This is a genomic window from Loktanella atrilutea (assembly GCF_900128995.1).
Lineage (GTDB): Bacteria > Pseudomonadota > Alphaproteobacteria > Rhodobacterales > Rhodobacteraceae > Loktanella > Loktanella atrilutea.
The window spans coordinates 871,613-891,030 of sequence record NZ_FQUE01000001.1 but is presented as its reverse complement, the minus strand read 5'-3'; the positions used below and the strand labels follow the sequence as shown (position 1 = coordinate 891,030).

The window sequence follows — 19,418 nt, the reverse complement described above, 5'->3', positions numbered from 1 at the left end:
CGTTACGCGGCCTCAGGCGGCGTCTTCATCCATCTCGACGGCGTCGGCCACGATCACTTCGCGGGTCGCGTAGTGGCCGCAGGACGGGCAGATGTGGTGCGGACGCTTCTGCTCGCCGCAGTTGGTGCACTCGTTGGGGTTCGCAGCCGACAGCGAATCGTGGGCACGACGCATGTTACGGCGGGATTTGGAGACTTTGTTCTGCTGGACGGCCATGTCGCAACCTATCTGTTAATGATGGGCGCGAATGGCCCGTGTTTCATGTTCTCGCTGGGCACCTATGCCATCACGGCGGCCCTGTCGAGGGGGTGTCGAAGAGGTCGCGAACATACTGCGAAAGCGTATTTGTGCAACCCTTTTATGACGCGCCCGTCACGCGTCGCCGGACGGGTCCTTCGTCAGCCGGTCGCGCAGCGCGCCAAGGCCCGCAAAGGGCTTTGCGTCGTCATCCGTCATCGGCGCGATGCCGTCCTCCGCGGCCAGCACCTGACCCAGTTCCGCACCCTCCGCGCGGGGAAAGGGCGGCAGGCCAAGGCTCAGCGCCTCGACCATGACGGTGCCAAGGTCGAGGGTCTGGGGCAGCGGTTCCACGGCGTCGTCCTCCGGCATCTCGACCTCGGCCCCTTCGGGGTAGGTAAAGTCGCGGGCGTAGACGCGGCGCACATCCTCGTCCAGCCGCGTCGTCACCGGTTCCAGCGTGGCGACGCAGGCCTGCACGACCGTGGCGCCAAGCCTGCCGGTCAGTTGCCAATCGCCGCGCCCCTGCGGCACGATCTCTCCCGCAAAGGTCAGCTTCTTCACGCCGAGGATGTCCAGATGCGCCGCCACGGCATCGCGTTCCGCCGGTGTCGTCGTCAGGTCGAATGTCGTTGCGTGGCGGTTGGTCAGGTCGGCCAGCCGCAGGATCTTGGTCGGTAAGTCGCTGTGACCTGTCATCGGGCGGTTCCATTCTTGAACAAGGGGCATCGCATGTTGTAGGTGAGTTAAAAGGCGTATCGCGCCAAGGCAAGGGCCGCGGGTCCGAAGAAGACGGGGAAGAGCGGTCCATGACAGACAGCATCACGGGTGGCGTGCGCGGCCTGATCGTGGCGGGCGGACTGGCCCTGACCATGGCCTGCACGCCGATCGTGCGCAATCACGGCTATGTCCCGACCGAGGGCGATCTGGCGCAGATCACCGTGGGACAGGACACTCGAGAGACGGTGACGACCCTGATCGGCCCGCCGACGGCGACCGGCATGCTGGGGACCGACGCCTTTTTCTACGTCCAAAGCCGGTTCGAGACGGTAGGCGCCCGCGCACCGGTCGAGGTCGACCGTCAGGTGCTGGCCGTCAGCTTCGCCCCGAGCGGCACCGTGTCGAATGTCGAACGGTTTACCCTGCAGGACGGCCGCGTCATCGCCCTGTCGCGCCGCGTCACCACCGACAACGTCCGCGACAGCACGTTCCTGCGGCAGCTGCTGGGCAGCGTCGGCCGGTTCGACGCCTCCAACTTCATCGGCGGCGGCGACGACGGTCCGCGCTAGACCGGGGACCGTCGGGCCGGACGGACAGGATCAGGACTGGTCCGGTTCGAACGTCATGGCCACGCCGTTCATGCAGTAGCGCAGGCCGGTCGGGGCCGGGCCGTCGGGAAAGACGTGTCCAAGATGCCCGTCGCAGCGCGCGCAGTGGACTTCCGTCCGTCGCATGAACAGGCTGCGGTCGGTCTGTTCGCCCACCGCGTCGGCGTCGATGGGCGCATAGAACGACGGCCAGCCGGTGCCGGATTCGAACTTCGTGTCCTGCGTGAACAGCGGATTGCCGCAGCCCTTGCACAGGAACGTGCCGGCATCCTTCGGAAAATCGTCGTGGGTGCCTGCCCGTTCGGTGCCGTGCTTGCGCAGCACCTTGAACGCCTCGGGCGAGAGTTCTTCCTTCCACTCGGCGTCGGTTTTGTTGACTTTGTCCATGATTGTCATCTTTCCTGCAATGTGTTGGTTGACATGTAGGGCGGCGGTCACGGGTCGCCAAGGCGAGGTCCGATGACGGCATCATTCCACAAGGGTCGCCTTGGCGTCCGGCTGGCGCAGGATGCCGCCGACCTTGCGGCCTGTCAGGCGCTGCGCCACGCCTGCTTCTTCGGCCGCCCCGGCGTCGATGCGGATGCCTTCGATGCCGCCTGCCAGCACATCATGATCGGCGGTGAGGGCGGTCTGGTCGGCACCTGCCGTGTCATGGTGCTGCCCCACGGCGACGCCCTGAGCACAAGCTACGCCGCCACCGCCTACGACCTGTCGCCACTGGCCACCTTTGAACGCCCGGTCATCGAGATCGGGCGGTTCTGCGTGGCCCCAACGGCCGGGGCCGTCGACGTGTTGCGTCTGGCCTGGGGCGCGCTGACCGCCCTCGTCGATACCCATGGCGCGGGGCTGCTGATCGGCTGCTCCAGCTTTGCCGGCGCCGATCCGCAGCGCCACGCCGCCGCGCTGGCCCTGTTGGGCCGCCATCATCAGGGGCCGGAGGGGCTGCGGCCGGGGCGCCGGGCGGACCGGGTCGTGCCGCTGGCGGGGCCGGTGCCGGACCGTCGGGCGGCACTGGCGGGGCTGCCGCCGCTGTTGCGCAGCTACCTCGGGATGGGTGGCTGGGTCGGAGATCATGCGGTGGTGGATGACGTGATGGACACGGTGCATGTCTTCACCGCCGTCGCCGTCGATGCGGTCCCGCCGGCACGGGCGCGGGCGTTGCGCGCGCTGGCGGGCTGATTTGCCGTGCAGGGCACGGCAAGCCTCCGGCGGGAGTATTTGGAAAAAAGCGAGGACTTCAGTCGGCGTCGGTCGTCAGGCGGAAGCGCTGCATCTCGTCGGGGGTCAGCAGGTAGATCTCGTCCGGCGGGGTGGCGAGGGCCGGGCGCATGATCAGCGGATCGATGCCCATGTCCGCAAGATATTCCATCACCTCGCCCTGGCCGCGCTGGATGTCGGAGACGGCCATGAAGGCGGGCAGGGCAGTGTTTTCGCCGAAGTAGTGCTGGTGGATGCCCACGAGGGCGCCGTCCTCGACGCTGCGGGTCGTGCCGGCGGCCAGCAGGTAGGGGCAGGCGGAGAGGCAGATGTCGCTGGCGGTCATCCGGGTCGCGAGGCCGAGATCGCGCAGGACGCGGCCCATCGCGAGCGCGTCCTGCACCGATCCGCCAGGGGAATTGAGGAAGGCCTGCGTGGGTGCCGGGTCCACGGTCGTCAGGAAATCGGTCAGGCGGTCCGCGTCGCCCGGCGCGATGCGGCCGGTGAGGGTGATCGTCGGTTCGCCCTGCCAGACCGTATCGCTGAAATCGAGGCGCGAGGGCATGTCAGTGCTCGCAGGGATCGGGCGCGAGCCGGGGCGGGCGGGGCGCTGATCGATCCGCGCGGGATCGTAGCGGCGGGTCTGGTCGCCGGGACCGAGGGGCTGCGTGATCGCCGGCGCGCTGGAGGGCATCGCGACCTGCGGCAGGATGCGGGCGATGTCCGATCCCAGCAACACCGCGCCGAAGACCAACTGCAGGCCGAAGATCCAGCGCAGCAGACGGCCTGCGGACCAGCGGGCAGGGGCCGTCGTCATTCGGCGGGGGTCTTCTGGCGATCGAGGCGGGTCACCACCGCCTCCGTCCGGTCGAGGGAGGTTTCCATCTCGCGCATCGCGTTCACGGCGGCGCGCAGTTCCGACAGGGTCATTGAATCCTCGGCCGCAGTGCCGTCGCGGCCCGCCCGGATCGCGGCCTGCGTGACGGCGAGGATGAGCACCAGCACGGCGGGCAGCAGGTCGATGGCAATGGCGCCGGCCCAGGAGGGAATGAAGTTTCCGGCGTAGAGGATCACCGCGTCGGCGGCGCTGATCGGGGTGTAGCTGATATCGGCGGGGGGCGTCATCGCCAGCACGTCCTGCGCCGCCGCCTGCAGGGTGGTCGCCCGCTGCTGCAGCACGCCGAGGACCGAATCGATTGTCGCCTGCTGACCCGCGCGGGTGTCGCTGTCGGACCCATCGAGGCTGGGCAGGACCACCGCATCGGCCAGATCGGTGGCGGCGCGGTTCACCAGCGGTGCCACGGACAGCTGGCGCAGTTGCGTGATGACGTTGGCCAGCCGGACCGCCTCCTCGCTGAAGGGCACGGTGCGGGCCTCGATCGAGCCCTGGTCAACGGTCAGGGCGCGCATCCGCGACAGGATCGCGTTCCCTTCGGTGAAGGCCTGCTCGACCAGCGGCTGCTGGGCGGTGATCTGCGCCTCGAGCGCGGCGAGTTCATCGGATTTCTGGCGCAGCAGGCGGAAGACGGCGCCTTGCCCGGCGAAGCCCGACAGCTGGCCGGTTGCCTCCTGCTCGCTCAGATCGTCGAAGGACTGGCGGACGCGGGCGACGTCGCGCGACAGGCTTTGCGCCGACTGGGTGATCTCGTCCGCGCGTTCGAGGGCCGTCTGATATTGCTGCACCGTTTCGGCCAGATGCTGTTCGACGGCGGCGGCACCCGCGAGGGCCGCGGCGTTCAGCCAGGACGACATGGCGATGATGGCAAGGCTGCCCAGCACCATGGACAGACCGAGGCCGATGCGCGCCGTGGCCGTATGCACCGCTGGCAGCAGGCGCATCATGTAGGACCAGAAGACGTAGATCCCCACGGAGACGGCGACCGAATAGGCCAGCGCGGCAAAGACCGACAGGGCGCCGTTGTCGTCAAGCAGCGAGGAGACGCCGAGGTAGGTATAGATGCCCGATGCCACCGCGAGCACGCCAAGAGCGGTGCCGGTGATGCTTTCCAGCCAGACGACGTGGGATTCGAGGTCGCGGGCGTTGCGGATGTTGCGCGCCTCTGTCCGGGATACGCTGGCAGAGGTCGGGCGGGGCTCATCGGTCATGGGGACCCTTTCACTGGCTCTCACCAAGATAGGGGTATGGCGGCAGGTTGCAAATGACAGCGCCGTGGGCGGGCCGTGCCGTCCCGCGTGGAGGTTTTGCACCTCCACGCCTCCGCAAGGTATTTCCGACGAGAAGAAGGGGCGGGCCCCGCCCGATGAGGTCCAGAGCCATGGGCGCCGGACCGAAGAGGGACGCGGGTCTAGAAACCGACGTCGCCGCCGGCGCCGCCGTCCTGCTGCCAGGGCTTCACAAGATTGCCGAAGCGGGTGAAACGGCCCTCGAAGCTGAGTTCGACCGTGCCGATGGGGCCGTGGCGCTGCTTGCCGATGACGACCTCGGCCTTGCCGCGCAGGCGCTCCATCTCTTCCTGCCAGATGGCGATCTTGTCCATCTCGTGATCGCCCGGCTTTTCGCGTTCCTTGTAGTATTCCTCGCGGAACACGAACATCACCACGTCGGCGTCCTGCTCGATCGAGCCGGATTCCCGCAGGTCCGACAGTTGCGGGCGCTTGTCTTCGCGGTTTTCCACCTGACGCGACAGCTGCGACAGGGCGATGACCGGGATCATCAGTTCCTTGGCGATGGCCTTCAGGCCCATGGTGATCTCGGAGATCTCGTTCACGCGGTTTTCCGACCGCCCGGTGCCGCGCACCAGTTGCAGGTAGTCCACGACCAGAACGTCCAGACCATGCGTCCGCTTCAGACGCCGCGCGCGGGCGGCCAGCTGGCTGATCGGCAGGGCGGGCGTGTCGTCGATGAAGAGCGGACAGGATTCGAGCTGCTTGGCGGCATGGACGAAGCGGCGGAATTCGACCTCTGTCATGTCGCCGCGGCGAATCTGTTCGCTTGGCACCTCTGCCGCTTCCGACAGGATCCGGGCAGCCAGCTGTTCGGCGGACATTTCCAGCGAATAGAAGCCCACGACGCCGCCGTTCACAGCGCCTTCGGTGCCGTCGTGCAGGGTGCCCTTCTTGTAGGCCTTGGCGATGTTGTAGGCGATGTTGGTCGCAAGCGACGTCTTGCCCATGGACGGGCGGCCCGCAAGGATCAGAAGGTCGGACTTGTGCAACCCGCCCAGTTTCTTGTCGAGATCGACGAGACCGGTCGAGACGCCGGCCAGCCCCCCATCGCGCTGATAGGCGGCGTTGGCGACGTTCACCGCGTCGGTCACCGCCCGCAGGAAGGACTGAAAGCCGCTCTCGCTGGTGCCGCTTTCGGCCAGCGCATAAAGTGCCTGTTCCGCCTCGACGATCTGGTCCTTGGGTTCGGAGGCCACGTCGACCTTGGACGCCTTGGAAGAGATCGTCTGCCCGACCTGGATCAGCTGACGGCGGATCGCGAGGTCGTAGATCATCTGCGCGTAGTCGCGCGCGGCAAAGGCGGAGGTGGCCGAGGCCGCCAGCCGCACGAGGTAGGCGCCGCCGCCGAGTTCGGCGAGGCCCTCGTCATCCTCCATGTAGGATTTCAGCGTTACCGGGCTGGCCAGCGCGTTCTTGGACAGGCGCGCGGCGCAGCAATCGAAGATGCGGGCGTGGACGGGATCGTAGAAATGCTGCGGGCCCACGACAGAGGCGATCCGGTCGAAGATGTCGTTGTTGGTCAGGATCGCGCCCAGCAACTGCTGTTCCGCCTCGATCGAATGCGGCATCGTGTCGACGCTCGCCTCGGCGGTGCCGGTCGCATTGAAAATGCTGATCTCGTTCATCGGATGCCTGTCCCCTCGGTCGGTTGCCACGTGCGGCGTGGCTTGCGCCGGTCATAGACCAGCGGCGGCGCGGACCCAAATTGTATATTTCTGTGGATAGGTCGCCTGCGGCGAGCTTACCACAAGATGGCGCACATCGCTACCAGAAGCCTCAAGATATGGTGGTCTGATCGGCGGCAGACATCCGCCGGCGCAGCGTCAGACCATGACGCCCGGGGTCCATCCGGCCGGGTTGCGCAGGTAGGCCTCTACCGCGTCGAGCGTCCTGTCGTCGAATGCGCCGCGGGCGCGGGCGACCGCCAGCACATCCCACCAGGTGCACAGGTGCAGCAGCTGCACGCCGTGGTCGGCAAGTCGCGCCTCCACCCCTTCGAAGATGCCGTAGAAGAAGATGACCGCCGTCGCGCCGCAGGTGGCGCCGGTCTCGCGGATCGCGTCCACGAAGGACAGCTTGGACCCGCCGTCGGTGGTCAGATCCTCCACCAGCAGGACGCGCTGGCCTTCGGTCATCACGCCCTCGATGCGGGCATTGCGGCCGTAGCCCTTGGGCTTCTTGCGCACGTAGGTCATCGGCAGCGCCATGCGTTCGGCCACCATCGCGGCAAAGGGGATGCCCGCCGTCTCGCCGCCGGCGATGTTGTCGAAGGCCTCGAAACCGGCCTCTCGCATGATCGTGACGGTCAGGAAATCCATCAGCGTCGCGCGGATGCGGGGGTAGGAGATCAGCTTGCGGCAATCGACGTAGGTCGGCGCCTGCTTGCCGCTGGCATGGGTAAAGGGGGTCGTTGTGTTGAAATCCACCGCGCCGATTTCCAGCAGCATGCCGGCGGTCAGGCGGGCGATCTCGTCCTTGGCGGGAAAACCGGTGGGGATCATCGGGTGGAACCTTTCGTTCGGGGCACGGGGACGGTCCGCGTCAGGTGACGCGCCAGTGCAGGGGGAAACCGGGGTCGAAGACCGTCACCGGCCCCTCGCCGGTGTCGATCCGCGCAGGATATGCGACGGGATCGCCCCGCGTCAGGGTGATCGTGTCGGCATTGGGTTCCATCCGGTAGAAGGCCGGACCGTTCAGAGAGGTGAAGGCCTCCAGCTGGCGCAGGGCGCCCGCGGCCTCGAAGACCTCTGCAAGGCAGGACATCGTATTGGTCGCGGTGAAGATGCCGGCGCAGCCGCAGGCCTGCAGCTTGCCGGCCTCCGTATGGGGGGCGGAATCGGTGCCGAGGAAGAACCGCTTGTCGCCCGACACCGCCGCCTGCACCAGTGCCACGCGGTGCGTCTCGCGCTTGGCCACCGGGAGGCAATAGAAGTGCGGGCGGATACCGCCGGCGAGGATGTGGTTGCGGTTGATGATCAGGTGATGGGTCGTGATCGTCGCGGCAAGGTTGCGGGCCGCGTCGCGGACGTAGTCCACGGCGTTCTGCGTCGTCACATGCTCCATCACGATGCGCAGGTCGGGGTTCTTCTTGCGCATCGGCCGCAGGATCTTGTCGATGAACACCGCCTCGCGGTCGAAGATGTCGATGCTGGGATCGGTCACCTCGCCGTGGACACACAGCGGCAGGCCGATCTCTGCCATGCGGTCGAGCACCGGGCGCACCTTGTCGAAATCGCGCACGCCGCTGGCGGAATTGGTCGTGGCGCCCGCGGGATAGAGTTTCACCGCGGTGATGATCCCTGCCGCATGGGCCGCCGTCACGTCATCGGGGTCGGTATCCTCGGTCAGGTAGAGCGTCATCAGTGGCGTGAAATCGGCGCCGGCGGGCAGGGCCGCCATGATCCGGTCGCGATAGGCCATGGCCTGCGCACCGGTCACCACCGGCGGCACGAGGTTCGGCATCACGATGGCCCGCGCGAAATGGCGGGCGGTTTCCGGCAGCACGGCCTCCAGCATCGCGCCATCGCGCAGGTGCAGGTGCCAGTCGTCGGGGCGGCGCAGGGTCAGTTCTGTGATCTGTCGGTCGGGCATGACCGTCCATTACACGCGAACGGCGGCGCTGACCAGTCACGCCGCCCCGGGCGCACGTCAGATCGGGACCGTCCTATTCCGCGGCGTCCTGCTGCGGCACCGGTTGGCCCATCTGTTCCAGTTGCCGCGCGAAATGGCTGTCAGGGCCGCGCGCCAGCACCGCGCGGCAGGCCAGTGCTGCCAGATCGTCGTGGCCGCGGTCGCGGGCCCGCCGCACGAGGTTCCGCAGGTAGGGGCTGTAGGTCTTGCGCGCCGCGAGGGCACGGATGAATCGCTGCACCGTCAGGTCGCCCGCCATCGCGTCGCGCAGCAGCGTGTCGAGGGCGCCGAGGCTGTCGAAAGCTGCGTCCAGCCGGCCGACGATCCCGCTGATTCGCAGCATCTGCACGTTGGGCCGGGTAAAGAGGCTGGCGTGCATCGCGTCGAACCGCTGCTGCGGCGCGTAGGCGATCCAGACCTGACGGGCCGCGTCGATCATGTCGGGCGCATAGGCGTAGCGCCCGGTGAAGTTCAGCCGCCGCTGCGCCATGTAGCGCGTATCCCAGCCGGTGACGGTCGGGTCCAGCGTCGCCTGCGGCCGCAGCGCCAGCACCCGCGCGCCTGGGGCCGCGACACTGTAGGCCGCCGCCGCATATCCGCCCGCGCCGCTGCCGAAGAACAGCACGCTTTCGAAATCCTCGAAGAAACCGTCGTCGATCAGCCGGTCGACGTGCCGGTAGATCGCGGGATCGCGGAACCAGCTCTCCTCTCTGCCGATGATCGCCAGATGCGACCAGCCCTCGCGCCGGGCGAAGGCAAAGCCGCGGGGGGCCGCGTCGGGCAGGGCCCGGATATCCGCCGCGTTCTCGAAGGTGACCAGCAGCTGCGGCCCGGCGTCGAGGAAGGTCGCCACATGGTCGGGTCCCAGCGGCGTAAAGGACCCGTTCTCCTCCACGACCTCTTCCAGCGCCGCCAGCCAGTCGTCCGGCTCCAGCCCCTTCAGGTCGGTCGTGAAGTGCAACGCATGGTCCGTCATTTCGGCTCTCCTGTCCTGTCGCGGCCCGACCCACGTCTGCGGGCAAGGTGCGGGGCCAATGCGGCAGAATTGGGCAAGGGTCTGGTTCCTTTTGCGACCCCGCCGCCCGCCCGGTCCGGCCGGAGGCTACGACCTTCGGCGCGTGCCGACAATGTCCGCCTTGACGCGGGCGCCCCGGGGTGCAGGTTGAACGCACAGGCGACCCGGGGGGAGAGTGGTTCCATGACATTCGACAGCATCGACGCGGTGCAGACGGCGCTGGCCGCCGAACGCTACATCTGCCCGCGCCCGCTGGCCACGGTGGTCTTCCTCGCCCTGAAACTGGGCCGCCCCCTGTTCCTCGAAGGCGAGGCCGGCACCGGCAAGACAGAGATTGCCAAGGCGCTCTCCGCCGCCCTCGGCCGCCGCCTGATCCGCCTGCAGTGCTACGAGGGGCTCGATGCCGCCTCTGCCGTCTATGAGTGGAACTTCGCCGAACAGATGATCGCGATCCGCACGGCAGAGGCGGCGGGCGGCACCGACCGCACCGCCCTGAAGGCGGAGCTCTTTACCGAAGACTACCTGATCGAACGCCCGCTGCTGCAGGCGATGCGCCCGCAGCCCGGCGGCGCGCCGGTCCTGCTGATCGACGAACTGGACCGCACCGATGCCCCCTTCGAGGCCTTCCTGCTCGAGGCGCTGTCGGACTTCCAGGTCACGATCCCCGAACTCGGCACCATCAAGGCCCCCACGCCGCCCATCGTGATCCTGACCAGTAACCGCACGCGCGAGGTTCACGACGCCCTGAAACGCCGCTGCCTCTATCACTGGGTCGACTATCCCGATTTCGACCGCGAACTCGACATCCTGCACGCCCGCGCGCCAGAGGCCGCCGAGACCCTCAGCCGCGAGGTCGTGGCCTTCGTCCAGCGCCTGCGGTCCGAGGATCTGTTCAAGAAGCCCGGCGTCGCCGAGACCATCGACTGGGCGAAGTGCCTGCTCGCCCTCGACGTCATCGACCTGTCACCCGCCGTCATCGCCGACACGCTGGGCGCGATCCTGAAGTATCAGGACGACATACAGAAGATCGAAGGCGCGAAGGCCAGGAAGATCCTCGACGACGCGCGCGCCGCGATCCCCGCGTGACCGGCGCCCGTCCTCTCTGTCTTCCAAATATCCTCGGGGGGAGGGCGCAGCCCGGGGGGCAGACAGCCCCCCTGCGACGCCGGCCATGGTAGACCTCGCCGACCTCGACCTCCCCGAGAACCCGAAGCTTGCCAGCAACATCGCCCATTTCGCCCGCGCCTTGCGCCGCGCGGGGCTGCCGATCGGGCCGGGCCGCGTCGTCGACGCGATCCGCGCGGTCGAGGCCGCGGGCTTCACCGAACGGCGCGACTTCTACTGGACCCTGCACGCCTGCTTCGTGTCCAAACGCGAGGAATCCACCGTCTTCGCGCAGCTCTTCCGGCTTTACTGGCGCGATCCGCGCTTTCTCGAACAGATGATGTCCTTCATGTCGCCGATGGTCCGCGGCGTGGCCGAGGCGCGCAGCGCGCAGGCTGCCGAGAAGCGAGCGGCCGAGGCGCTGCTCGACGGGCAGGAGCGCGACACGCCGGAACAGGACGAGGCGAAGGAGGACGAGATCGTCCTCGATATCGACGCCAGCCAGACGATCTCTGCGCAGGAACGCCTGCGGACCCTCGATTTCGAGCAGATGAGCATTGCCGAGATGCAGGCCGCGCGGCGCATCCTGTCGCAGCTGACATTGCCCGTAAAGCCGCTGCGCTCGCGCCGCACGCAGGCCCTGCCGGGCCGCATCCCCGATTGGCGCGGCACGCAGGCGCAGGCCATGCGGCGCGGCGGCGAGGTCATGGATTTCGCCACCAAGCGCCGGCGCATCCGCTATCCCAACCTCGTCGTGCTTTGCGACATCTCGGGCTCCATGTCGCAGTATTCCCGCGCCGTGCTGCATTTCGTCCACGGGGTCGCCAATGCGCAGGGACAGGACTGGGCGCGGGTCCATGCCTTCACCTTCGGCACGCGTCTGACCAACGTCACCCGCCACCTGCGCACCCGCGACGTCGATGCGGCGCTGAAGGCCGCAGGGGCAGAGGCGCAGGACTGGGAAGGCGGCACGCGCATCGCCGCCTGCCTGCACGCCTTCAATCGTGACTGGTCGCGGCGGGTCATGGGGCAGGGGGCCGTGGTGCTGCTGATCACCGACGGCCTCGACCGCGACGCGGCGGCCGATCTGGGGCAGGAGATGCAGCGCCTTGCGCTGAGCGCGCGGCAGCTGATCTGGCTGAACCCCCTGCTGCGCTGGGACGGCTTCGCGCCCAAGGCCCGCGGTATCGCCGCCATGCTGCCCCATGTCACCAGCCTGCGGGCCGGCCACAACATCGCAGCACTCGAGGGGCTTGCAGAGGCGCTGTCGCGGCCCGATGATGGGGGGGAGAAGACGCGCCTGCTGGCCGCAATGCGTGACGCAGAAGCCGCGCCCGACACCAGCCCCTTCGCCTTTACCCGCGCCGCACATACCCAGACCTGAGGCCCTCCGATGACCGACCATCTGCTGCAGACCGCTCGCGACTGGCACCGCGCCGGTCAACCCGTTGCCGTCGCCACCGTGATCGAGACGTGGGGTTCTGCCCCGCGCGGCGTCGGATCGCTTTTGATCATCGACGGCGAGGGCCGGATGGAAGGCTCCGTTTCTGGCGGCTGCGTCGAGGGCGCCGTCATCATGGAGGCGCTGGACGCGATCCCGACCGGAGAGGCGCGCCTGCTGGATTACGGCGTCAGCGACGACGAGGCCTTTGCCGTGGGTCTGGCCTGCGGTGGGCGCATCCGGGTGCTGGTCGAACCGGTGGGTGGTGCGATGCCCGTGGCGCTTCTGGATCAGCTCGTGGCTGCCATCGCCGAAAAGCAGCCCGTCGCCTATGTCATCGACCTCGACTCGGACGCCCGCCGCGTGGCGGACCCGGCCGACTACCCCGACCGGTTCCGCCTCGACCGGTCGGGGGTGGAGGAGGACGGCCGGACCTTCGTCGCCGTCCACAACCCGCCCCTGCGGATGATCGTTGTCGGTGCCGTGCATATCGCGCAGGCGTTGCTGCCGATGGCGCGGGCCTGCGGCTTCGATCCCGTGCTGATCGATCCGCGCGGGGCTTTCGGCTCTGCTGATCGTTTTCCGGGCGAGACGATCGTCGAGGACTGGCCCGACGAGGCGATGACGGCGCTTGCCCCCGACAGCCGGACGGCGGTCGTGACCCTGACCCACGACCCCAAGCTCGACGATCCCGCAATCACGCAGACGCTGACATCGCGGGCCTTCTACCTCGGCTGCCTCGGATCGACGCGCACCCATGCCAAGCGCGTCACGCGCCTGACCGAGGCCGGTTTCACGGAGGACGACATCGCCCGGATCCATGCCCCCATCGGACTCGACCTCGGTGGGCGGGCCCCGGCAGAAATCGCCGTCAGCATCATGGCGCAGGTCATCGCCACCCTGCGCCGCAACCGATGAGGTTCGGGCCCGTCCCGGTCGCTGACGCGCAGGGCGCGATTCTCGCCCACCGCGAGACCCTGCCCGACGGCACCCTGTCGAAAGGCCATGTGCTGACCGCCGCCGACCTCGATCGTCTGGCGACGGCGGGACTGGATCGCGTCACCGTCGCCCGCCTTGATCCCGGCGACGTGGACGAGGACCGCGCCGCCGCTGATCTGGCTGAAACGCTGGTGGCGGGGGCGCCGGGCCTGCGGCTTGGCGTCGCGGCCACGGGGCGCGTCAACGTGATCGCGGACGCGCCGGGGCTGGCCGCCCTGCAGGTCGCGGCGCTGCAGGCGGTCAACCGGATCGACCCGATGATCACCGTGGCGACCGTGCCGGACCTTCACCGGATGGAGGCGGGCGGACTGGTCGCCACGGTCAAGATCATCTCTTACGCCGTGGGGCAGGAGCCGCTGCGGGCGGCCTGCGACGCGGGGCGCGCCGCCATCGCCCTGCACCGCCCGTCCATCGACCGCGTCGCCCTGATCGAGACCCGCGCCGGGCGCGACCTTGGCGACAAGGGGGTGCGGTCCCTGCGCACACGCCTTGACCGGCTGGGCGTCGGATTTGCCGGTCGCAGCCTCGTGGACCATGACGCACAGGCCATTGCGCAGGCGCTGATCGCGACCGATGCGCCGCTGGTCTGCATCCTGACCGGGTCCGCCACGTCGGACCTGAACGATACCGCGCCAGAGGGGGTGCGGCTGGCGGGCGGCACTGTCGATCACTTCGGCATGCCCGTCGATCCGGGCAACCTGCTGTTCCTTGGCCACCACGCCGGGCGACCGGTCGTGGGGCTGCCGGGCTGCGCCCGGTCACCCGCGCTGAACGGGGCGGACTGGGTGCTGGAACGGCTGCTGTGCGGTCTGGATGTGACGCCCGCCGCCATCGCCGACATGGGCGTCGGCGGCCTGCTGAAGGAAATCCCCTCGCGCCCGCGCCCCCGCCGCGCCACGGATTGACGCGGCGCGTCGCGGGTCCTTCGCACCTGCAGCGAAAGACGGTCCTTCCCAGAGCGGGTTGCGCGTGTTTAACTTCCGCCATGATCGATGCGTTCGAGGGAGGAACGATGATGCGTGTGACGATGGATGTGAACGGACGTTCGGTGAGCGGTGAGGTCGAGGGGCGAACGCTGCTGGTGGATTTCCTGCGCGAAGGCCTGCACCTGACGGGAACGCATGTCGGCTGCGACACCTCGCAGTGCGGGGCCTGCACGGTGCATGTGGACGGCCTGCTGGTGAAGGCCTGCACGATGTTCGCGGCTGAGGCGGAAGGCGCCGCGGTCACGACGATCGAGGGGATCGCCGCACCGGACGGCACGCTGAGCGTCGTGCAGCAGGCGTTCCAGGATCACCACGGCCTGCAGTGCGGCTTCTGCACCCCGGGGATGGTGATGGCGGCGACCGCCTTGCTGAAGGACAATCCCAAGCCTTCGGAGGCGGAGATCCGGCACCACCTCGACGGCAACATCTGTCGCTGCACGGGCTACCACAACATCGTCAAGGCGATCATGGCGGCGTCGGGGCAGGAGATGCCGGCGCTGGCGGCGGAGTGAGTGTGCCGGGGTGAGGGTGGAGGGGGGCTCTGCCCCCCGGCTTCGCCTCCCCCCGAGGTATTTGGAACGAGAAGAAGCAGGGGACCGTGCGGCGACGTCGGACCTGCACACTCTGGGAGGAGAGTAAAATGCCCAAGGACAGCGGAATCGGCGCCAGCAGCAAGCGGCGCGAGGATGTGCGGTTCCTGACCGGAGCCGGGAACTACACGGACGACATCAACATCCACGGCCAGCTGCACGTGCATTTCCTGCGCGCCGACGTGGCCCATGCGACGCTGAACGGCGTGGATACCAGCGCGGCGGAGGGGATGCCGGGGGTGCACCGGATCTTTACGGCGGCGGACTTCGCCGCGGTCGGCGGTCTGCCCTGCGGCTGGCTGATCACGGACCGGCATGGGCAGCCGATGCAGGAGCCCAAGCATCCGATCCTCGCCGAAGGCAAGATCCGCCACGTGGGCGAACCGGTGGCGGCGGTCGTGGCCGACACGCTGGCACAGGCCCGCGATGCGGCGGAGGCGATCGTGCTGGACTATGACGTGCTGCCGGCGGTCATCGACATGAAGGCGGCGCTGCAGGACGGTGCCGGACGGGTCCACGACGACCTGACCTCCAACCTGTGCTACGACTGGGGCTTCGTGGAGGACAACAAGCAGGCCGTCGACGATGCCATCAAGGGCGCGGCCCATGTGACGACGCTGGAACTAGTGAACAACCGCCTCGTCGCCAACCCGATGGAGCCGCGGGTGGCGGTGGGCGAATACAACCGCTCTGACGACATGCACACGCTGCACACCACCAGCCAGAACCCGCATGTGATCCGCCTGCTGATGGGCGCCTTCGTGCTGGGCATTCCCGAGCACAAGCTGCGGGTCGTGGCGCCCGACGTGGGCGGCGGCTTCGGCACCAAGATCTTTCACTACGCGGAGGAAGCCTTCTGCACCTTTGCGGCCAAGGCGCTGAACCGGCCGGTGAAGTGGACCTCCACCCGATCGGAGGCCTTCATGTCGGACGCCCACGGGCGCGACCACGTGACCAAGATCGAGCTGGCGCTGGATGCGGACAACAACTTCGTGGCTGTCCGCACCGAGACCCTCGCCAACATGGGCGCGTATCTCTCGACCTTCGCGTCCTCGGTGCCCACCTGGCTGCACGGCACGCTGATGGCCGGCAACTACAAGACGCCGCATATCTATGTGAACGTGAAGGCGGTCTTTACAAATACCGTGCCCGTCGACGCCTACCGCGGCGCCGGCCGGCCGGAGGCGACGTTCCAGCTGGAGCGGGTGATCGACAAGGCCGCGCGCGAGCTCGGCGTCGATCCGATCAAGCTGCGGCGGCAGAACTTCATCACCGAATTCCCCTACGCGACGCCCGTCGCCGTCGAGTATGACACCGGGGACTACGTCGCCACGATGGACAAGCTCGAGGAGATCGCAGACCTCGCGGGCTTTGCCGCGCGGCGCAAGGAGTCGGAGGCGAAAGGCAAGCTGCGGGGCCTTGGCGTGAACTGCTACATCGAGGCCTGTGGCATCGCGCCGTCGAACCTCGTCGGTCAGCTTGGCGCGCGGGCGGGGCTTTACGATGCGGCGACCGTGCGGGTGAACGCGACCGGGTCGATCAGCGTCATGGTGGGCGCGCACAGCCACGGGCAGGGGCACGAGACCTCCTTCCCGCAGGTGATCTCGGAGATGATCGGCATCCCCGAGGACCAGATCGACATCGTGCACGGCGACACCTCGAAGATCCCCTTCGGGATGGGCACCTACGGCTCGCGCAGCCTCGCGGTCTGCGGCTCCGCCATGGTGCGGGCCGCCGAGAAGGTGATCAACAAGGCCAAGAAGATCGCGGCGCACCTGATGGAGGCCAGCGAGGGCGACATCGAGCTGAAGAACGGAAGGTTCTCGGTCGCGGGGACGGACAAGTCCGTGGCCTGGGGCGACGTGACGCTGGCGGCCTATGTGCCGCACAACTACCCGCTGACGGATATCGAGCCGGGGCTGGAGGAGACGGCCTTCTATGACCCCGCGAATTTCACTTATCCGTCCGGCGCCTATGCCTGCGAGGTGGAGCTGGATCCCGAGACGGGCCATGTGAAGATCGAGCGGTTCAGTGCGGCGGACGACTTCGGCAACATCATCAACCCGATGATCGTGTCCGGTCAGGTCCACGGCGGGATTGCGCAGGGCATCGGACAGGCGATGCTGGAGGGCTGCGTCTACGACGCCGACGGTCAGCTGCTGAGTGCCTCCTACATGGATTACGCCATGCCGCGGGCGGAGGATGTGCCGTTCTATACGGTGGACCATTCGTGCCAGACCCCCTGCACCCACAACCCGCTGGGGGTGAAGGGCTGCGGCGAGGCCGGGGCGATCGGCTCTCCGCCGTCGGTGGTGAACGCGGTGCTGGATGCGATCAATTCCGGTTCGGGCAAGAAGGTGGCGCATATCGACATGCCGCTGACGCCGGCGCGGGTCTGGGCAGCGATGCAATAAGCGACAAAGGGCGTTCCGGGGGCCAGCCCCCGGACCCCCGAGGTATTTTTGACCAGAAGAAGGGGGGACCCGGTGCTTCTGATCACAGGGAAAGGACGAGAGAGATGTATGCATTCGAGATCGAACGGCCCACGACGCTGCAGGATGCGGTGGCGGCGATTGCGGGCGGCGGGCAGGCGCTGAGCGGTGGGCAGACGCTGATCCCGACGCTGAAGGCGCGGCTGGCGGATCCGGGCAAGCTGGTCAGCCTGCATGGCGTGGCCGAGCTGAAGGGCGTTTGCACCGACGACGATGGCCGTATCTGCATCGGCGCGGCGACAACGCATGCCACCGTGGCGCGGGAACTGGCCGGCTCCTATCCGGGGCTCGCCTCGCTGGCCGCCCGGATCGGTGATCCGGCAGTCCGCAACCGCGGCACCATCGGCGGGAGCCTTGCGAACAACGATCCCTCTGCCTGCTACCCGGCGGGGGCGCTGGCGTCCGGCGCCACGATCGTGACCAATACCCGGGAGATCGCCGCGGACGACTACTTTCACGGAATGTTCGCCACGGCGCTGGAGGAGGACGAGATCATTACCGAAGTGAAGTTTCCGGTCCCCCGCGCCGCGGCCTACGAGAAGTTCATCCAGCCCGCGTCACGTTTTCCGCTGGTGGCGGTCTTTGTGGCGAAGTTTGACGACGGCGTGCGAGTGGCGATCACTGGCGCGTCGGAAACCGGGGTGTTCCGCTGGACGGAAGCCGAAGCGGCGCTGTCCTCCGACTTTTCTGCCGGCGCTTTGGACGGGCTGCGCGTCGATCCGGATCACATGATTGCCGACCTGCATGGCGACAAGGCCTATCGCGCGCACCTGTGCGCCGTCATGACAAAGCGCGCCGTTACCGCCGCGGCCTGAGGGCCCGACCGGGACGGGAGGGAGGGGACCGGGCGACCGGTCCCCTTTTCATTTCGCGCGGGCGGGGGCAGAAGGGGTCGACCTGCAAGGACACCCACGATGACGGCCCGTTTCACTTTCGACCTGACTGCCACCGACGGCATGGCGCGGACCGGCGTCATCCACACGCCGCGCGGCGACATCCGCACGCCGGCCTTCATGCCCGTCGGCACCGCCGCCACGGTCAAGGCGATGATGCCCGAAAGCGTCGCCGCCACCGGGGCCGACATCCTGCTGGGCAATACCTATCACCTGATGCTGCGCCCCACGGCGGAACGGATCGCGCGTCTGGGCGGGCTGCACAGGTTCATGAACTGGGACAAGCCGATCCTGACCGACTCCGGCGGGTTTCAGGTGATGAGCCTTGCCGATCTGCGCAAGCTGACCGAGGCGGGGGTCACGTTCAAATCCCATATCGACGGCAGCAAGCACGTGCTCTCGCCCGAGCGGAGCATGGAGATTCAGAAACTCCTCGGCTCTGACATCGTCATGTGCTTCGACGAATGTCCCGCGTTGCCCGCGGACCGCGACCGGATCGCCGAGAGCATGCGCCTGTCGATGCGGTGGGCGCAGCGGTCGCGCGACGCCTTCGGCGACCGGCCCGGCCACGCGCTGTTCGGCATCCAGCAGGGCGGGCTGGAACGGGACTTTCGCGAGGAATCGGCCAAGGCGCTGACCCGGATCGGCTTCGACGGCTACGCCGTCGGCGGGCTGGCGGTCGGCGAGGGGCAGGCGGCGATGTTCGGCTGTCTGGATTTCGCCACCGACATGCTGCCGCGGGACAAGCCGCGTTATCTGATGGGTGTGGGCAAGCCCGACGATATCGTCGGCGCCGTGAAGCGGGGCATCGACATGATGGACTGCGTGCTGCCGTCGCGATCAGGCCGCACGGGTCAGGGGTTCACCCGCCACGGCGTCGTGAACATCAAGAACGCCCGCCACGCCGACGATCCCCGCCCGCTGGACGAGGCCTGTACCTGTCCCGCCTGCCGCAATTACTCGCGCGCCTATCTGCACCACGTCTTTCGCGCGCAGGAGATGATTTCCGGCATGCTGCTGACCTGGCACAACCTGCACTACTTTCAGCAGATCATGGGAGAGATGCGCGATGCGATCGCGCAGAACCGTTTTGCCGCATGGGAATCAGGATTTCACGCCATGCGGGCGGAGGGTGATATCGCACCCCTGTGACGGACCGGTTCGCCTCGGTTTTCGTGCCGGACCGGACATGTGCCGATTTCGGCGAAAAAGGCCCTGAAAGGGCGGTTCACCCGTGGCAAAACCCGCTTTGTCACGGTTTTATGACGGTTGCGCGGGGTCAAGCCTTGTGATGCTGGCCGCACGCGGGCAATGTGTGG

The 19,418-nt window shown here is 67.9% G+C and carries 19 protein-coding genes; 10 read left to right on the top strand and 9 right to left on the bottom strand.

The features are described 5' to 3' along the window. Nucleotides 1-12 precede the first annotated feature (12 nt). Together rpmF and BUA54_RS04280 are read right to left on the bottom strand one after the other, a co-directional pair. A complete protein-coding gene (rpmF, locus tag BUA54_RS04285; protein WP_072855920.1) occupies nt 13-216 on the bottom strand; it encodes a 50S ribosomal protein L32 in 204 nt (67 codons plus the stop codon). 156 nt (nt 217-372) lie between these two features. Next, complete coding sequence (locus BUA54_RS04280; RefSeq protein ID WP_072855919.1) at nt 373-936, bottom strand: YceD family protein; 564 nt, start codon at nt 934-936, stop codon at nt 373-375. A 110-nt stretch (nt 937-1,046) separates the two neighbouring features. Between BUA54_RS04280 and BUA54_RS04275 the strand changes: the two genes are divergently transcribed. Continuing rightward, nucleotides 1,047-1,526 carry an outer membrane protein assembly factor BamE gene (locus BUA54_RS04275; RefSeq protein WP_072855918.1) on the top strand — a complete coding sequence of 160 codons (480 nt, stop codon included), beginning with the start codon at nt 1,047-1,049 and terminating at the stop codon, nt 1,524-1,526. Nucleotides 1,527-1,556: 30 nt separating this feature from the next. Here BUA54_RS04275 and msrB read toward each other — a convergent pair whose 3' ends face one another. Continuing rightward, nucleotides 1,557-1,952 (bottom strand): peptide-methionine (R)-S-oxide reductase MsrB, encoded by a 396-nt coding sequence (gene msrB / locus BUA54_RS04270; protein ID WP_143155332.1) that lies wholly within the window; start codon nt 1,950-1,952, stop codon nt 1,557-1,559. Nucleotides 1,953-2,024: 72 nt separating this feature from the next. Between msrB and BUA54_RS04265 the strand changes: the two genes are divergently transcribed. Continuing rightward, nucleotides 2,025-2,744, top strand: a complete 720-nt coding sequence (locus BUA54_RS04265) for a GNAT family N-acetyltransferase (protein WP_072855916.1) — start codon at nt 2,025-2,027, stop codon at nt 2,742-2,744. 58 nt (nt 2,745-2,802) lie between these two features. On the opposite strand, the gene BUA54_RS04260 is transcribed toward BUA54_RS04265, so the two are convergent. The 6 genes from BUA54_RS04260 to BUA54_RS04235 form a co-directional block, all read right to left on the bottom strand. Continuing rightward, complete coding sequence (locus BUA54_RS04260) at nt 2,803-3,579, bottom strand: COG3904 family protein (protein ID WP_072855915.1); 777 nt, start codon at nt 3,577-3,579, stop codon at nt 2,803-2,805. Beyond that, the gene (locus BUA54_RS04255; RefSeq protein WP_072855914.1) at nt 3,576-4,868 is read right to left on the bottom strand and encodes a hypothetical protein; all 1,293 of its coding nucleotides are present in this window, start codon (nt 4,866-4,868) and stop codon (nt 3,576-3,578) included. Before BUA54_RS04255 ends, BUA54_RS04260 begins: the two co-directional genes overlap by 4 nt. Before the next feature lie 200 nt (nt 4,869-5,068). Next, a complete protein-coding gene (locus tag BUA54_RS04250) occupies nt 5,069-6,574 on the bottom strand; it encodes a replicative DNA helicase (RefSeq protein ID WP_072855913.1) in 1,506 nt (501 codons plus the stop codon). A gap of 198 nt (nt 6,575-6,772) precedes the next feature. Further along, entirely contained in the window at nt 6,773-7,450 is a 678-nt protein-coding gene (locus BUA54_RS04245; RefSeq protein ID WP_072855912.1) for an orotate phosphoribosyltransferase, read from the bottom strand. A gap of 40 nt (nt 7,451-7,490) precedes the next feature. Further along, on the bottom strand, nt 7,491-8,540 hold the full coding sequence (gene pyrC / locus BUA54_RS04240) for a dihydroorotase (RefSeq protein WP_072855911.1): 1,050 nt from the start codon (nt 8,538-8,540) through the stop codon (nt 7,491-7,493). 73 nt (nt 8,541-8,613) lie between these two features. Beyond that, nucleotides 8,614-9,555 carry a hypothetical protein gene (locus BUA54_RS04235; RefSeq protein WP_072855910.1) on the bottom strand — a complete coding sequence of 314 codons (942 nt, stop codon included), beginning with the start codon at nt 9,553-9,555 and terminating at the stop codon, nt 8,614-8,616. Nucleotides 9,556-9,777: 222 nt separating this feature from the next. Between BUA54_RS04235 and BUA54_RS04230 the strand changes: the two genes are divergently transcribed. The 8 genes from BUA54_RS04230 to tgt all read left to right on the top strand — a co-directional run bounded on the left by BUA54_RS04230 (nt 9,778) and on the right by tgt (nt 19,251). Further along, entirely contained in the window at nt 9,778-10,680 is a 903-nt protein-coding gene (locus BUA54_RS04230; protein ID WP_072855909.1) for an AAA family ATPase, read from the top strand. Nucleotides 10,681-10,765: 85 nt separating this feature from the next. Continuing rightward, on the top strand, nt 10,766-12,082 hold the full coding sequence (locus tag BUA54_RS04225; RefSeq protein ID WP_072855908.1) for a vWA domain-containing protein: 1,317 nt from the start codon (nt 10,766-10,768) through the stop codon (nt 12,080-12,082). A gap of 9 nt (nt 12,083-12,091) precedes the next feature. Further along, nucleotides 12,092-13,057 carry an XdhC family protein gene (locus BUA54_RS04220; RefSeq protein ID WP_072855907.1) on the top strand — a complete coding sequence of 322 codons (966 nt, stop codon included), beginning with the start codon at nt 12,092-12,094 and terminating at the stop codon, nt 13,055-13,057. Continuing rightward, nucleotides 13,054-14,043 carry a molybdopterin-binding protein gene (locus tag BUA54_RS04215; RefSeq protein ID WP_072855906.1) on the top strand — a complete coding sequence of 330 codons (990 nt, stop codon included), beginning with the start codon at nt 13,054-13,056 and terminating at the stop codon, nt 14,041-14,043. The genes BUA54_RS04220 and BUA54_RS04215 overlap by 4 nt, the downstream gene beginning before the upstream one ends. 107 nt (nt 14,044-14,150) lie before the next feature. Next, complete coding sequence (locus BUA54_RS04210; RefSeq protein WP_072856149.1) at nt 14,151-14,636, top strand: (2Fe-2S)-binding protein; 486 nt, start codon at nt 14,151-14,153, stop codon at nt 14,634-14,636. A 128-nt stretch (nt 14,637-14,764) separates the two neighbouring features. After that, nucleotides 14,765-17,128: a xanthine dehydrogenase family protein molybdopterin-binding subunit gene (locus BUA54_RS04205; protein WP_072855905.1), complete on the top strand. Its 2,364-nt coding sequence runs from the start codon at nt 14,765-14,767 to the stop codon at nt 17,126-17,128. Between the two features lie 104 nt (nt 17,129-17,232). Next, the gene (locus tag BUA54_RS04200) at nt 17,233-18,021 is read left to right on the top strand and encodes an FAD binding domain-containing protein (protein ID WP_072855904.1); all 789 of its coding nucleotides are present in this window, start codon (nt 17,233-17,235) and stop codon (nt 18,019-18,021) included. Between the two features lie 99 nt (nt 18,022-18,120). Further along, on the top strand, nt 18,121-19,251 hold the full coding sequence (gene tgt, locus BUA54_RS04195) for a tRNA guanosine(34) transglycosylase Tgt (protein WP_072855903.1): 1,131 nt from the start codon (nt 18,121-18,123) through the stop codon (nt 19,249-19,251). Nucleotides 19,252-19,418: the final 167 nt, after the last annotated feature.